The following is a 206-nucleotide window of genomic DNA, read 5'->3' as shown; positions in this document are numbered from 1 at the left end:
TACATTTTTCTTTCACTCGATATTATGTGGTAGGAACTTTCCTTATTGCGATCCTCTTCCATTGTTTTCTTGCTTATGTCCACTATTCCCTTGAGAATCTCTTCCATTATTCTCTTGCTGGTGCCCATTATTCCCTTGCGAGCCTCTTCCGTTGTTTCCTTCCTGATTCCCATTATTTCCTTGGGACCCTCTTCCGTTGTTTCCTT

1 pseudogene is annotated in these 206 nt (G+C 41.7%); it reads right to left on the bottom strand.

What is annotated here, in order from left to right:
* Positions 1-206 (bottom strand): annotated as a pseudogene (locus MR083_RS27710) (FMRFamide neuropeptide); the annotation flags it as partial.

The organism is Bacillus cereus group sp. BfR-BA-01408 (assembly GCF_022663305.1).
GTDB classification, from domain to species: domain Bacteria; phylum Bacillota; class Bacilli; order Bacillales; family Bacillaceae_G; genus Bacillus_A; species Bacillus_A pacificus.
Note: the sequence above shows the minus strand (reverse complement) of the source record. Positions and strands in the feature narration are given on the sequence as shown.